Consider the following 1,840-nt stretch of genomic DNA (forward strand, 5'->3'; position numbering starts at 1 on the left):
GGGTCTGCGCCGCCGTTGATCTGGCGGATGTTGCCGGCGGAGTCGGCGAGGACGACGTCGGCCTTCTTGTCACCGTTGATGTCGCCGAAGATCGGCGCGGGGCTGTTCGGGTTCGACGGCACGTAGAAGCTGTGGACGACGGGCTGGGACATGTTGCCCGCGTTGTCCTGCGTCTGCAGGTAGAGGTAGTTCGTGCCCCAGGCCCGCGGGGTGTACTTGACGGTCGCCTTGCCCGCGGTGAAGGTCTTGATGATCTGCGGGTCGGAGTCCGTGCAGTTCCAGTCGGAGGCCGCCTTGACCGGGTCCGTGGTCCAGCGTGCGCAGGCCAGGCCGGAGCTGCGGTTGGTGCCGGTGACCGGGGCGTTGTCCGCACCGGAGAGCGTGAAGGTGCCCTCCTCGTCGACCCGCTTGGGGTGACCGCCGGTGGTGCCGGAGAGCGGGAAGTCGGTCGAGGCGACCGATGCGGACGGCGGGGTCCGGTCGACGCGGAAGAAGCACCAGCCGGTCTCGGCGCTGGTCAGCGTCCCGTCCGTGGTGCGCGCGGCCCAGCCGTACTGGTGGCCTTCGATGAGCGCGCCGGCGTCCACGACGACGTTGCCCGAGGAACCGTTCCAGCCGGTCTGGTGCCACACGGACGCGCCGGCGGCGTCGTCGTCCCAGATCTGGAACGTCGTCTGGAGCTGGCGGCCGGTGGGCGACCAGGTGTCGGACGACAGGTAGACGTTGGAGTTGGCGCCCATCCAGCCCGGGTTGTCCCAGGCGTTGACCGCTCCGGGGGTGGTGCAGGCCGAGTAGGTGCCGGTGCCGGCGAAGCCGGGGGTGGGGCTGGTGCGGGGACTGCCCACGTGGGGCTGGAAGTCGTACGTGGTGACGATGTGCGGGGTGTTGTTGAACCGCTGCCGGTAGTACATGTTGCCTTCGTCGTCCGGCGCGAAGGCGAACGTGAAGGTCGACGCGCTGGTGGCGGCGTGGCTCTTCATCTGGGTGGTGACGTCGTACTGGATCTCACCGGTGCCCGAGACCCAATTGCCACCGATCTTGGTGCAGCCGCCCATGAGCGAGTTCTTGTCGCAGGGCTGGTGGTTCCAGCTCGTGGGGCTGCTGATGCCGGTGGGGCTGTGGTAGAGGCCCATCGGGGTCGCCGTGCTGGGGCTCGACGAGGAGACGATCGTGGCGTAGAGCCGCGCGTCGAGGACCTCGGAGCCGTGGATGGCGGAGTTGATGCCGATCTGGAAGTAGGCGCGCTCACGGCCCTTGCGGGTGCACGTGGAGTAGCCGCAGTAGCCGGTGGCCGGGGTGTTCTGGCCGTCGGTGGTCGAGTTGAACTCGTTGGTGTCCGGGTACGACTCCTGGACCTGCGACCACGCCTGGTTGCCGCTGTCGGCGGTCGGGTTGACGCCCGGGTCGATGTACCAGGGGCCGGTGCCCTGGCCGAGGAGGGAGGTGTCGGGGGTCAGGTCGATGCCGGTGGCGTCGGCCTTGACGGCGATCGGCTTGACGTTGGCGGTGTCGCCGGGGCCGTCGGGGGTGGAGGCGGGCACCTGGTCGGCGGCCGGGGGCACGGTGTCCGCCGGAGCGGCCTGGGGGGCGGCGCCGGCGCCGGCCGCGGACTTGCCGGCCTTCGGGCTCTGCGGTGCGGCGGGTGCTTCGGGGGTGGCCTTCTTCGTGGAGTCCCACATGAAGGAGGTGGGGCTGGTGAAGCGGGCCTTGCCCTGGGCGTCCTTGAAGGAGATGTTTCCGGCGCCGTCGACGGAGGTGTCGATCCCCGGGGCGTCGACGTCGAGGCGGATCTTCTTCAGGGCCGGGTTGGCGGCCGCCTGGGCGGTGCGGACGATCAGGA

The 1,840-nt window shown here is 70.0% G+C and carries 1 pseudogene; it reads right to left on the reverse strand.

Annotated elements, in window-relative coordinates:
- Positions 1–1,840 (reverse strand): annotated as a pseudogene (locus tag ABZY44_RS37610) (hypothetical protein); the annotation flags it as partial.

Origin of the sequence: Streptomyces sp. NPDC006544, assembly GCF_040611715.1 — a bacterium.
Classification (GTDB): Bacteria; Actinomycetota; Actinomycetes; order Streptomycetales; family Streptomycetaceae; genus Streptomyces.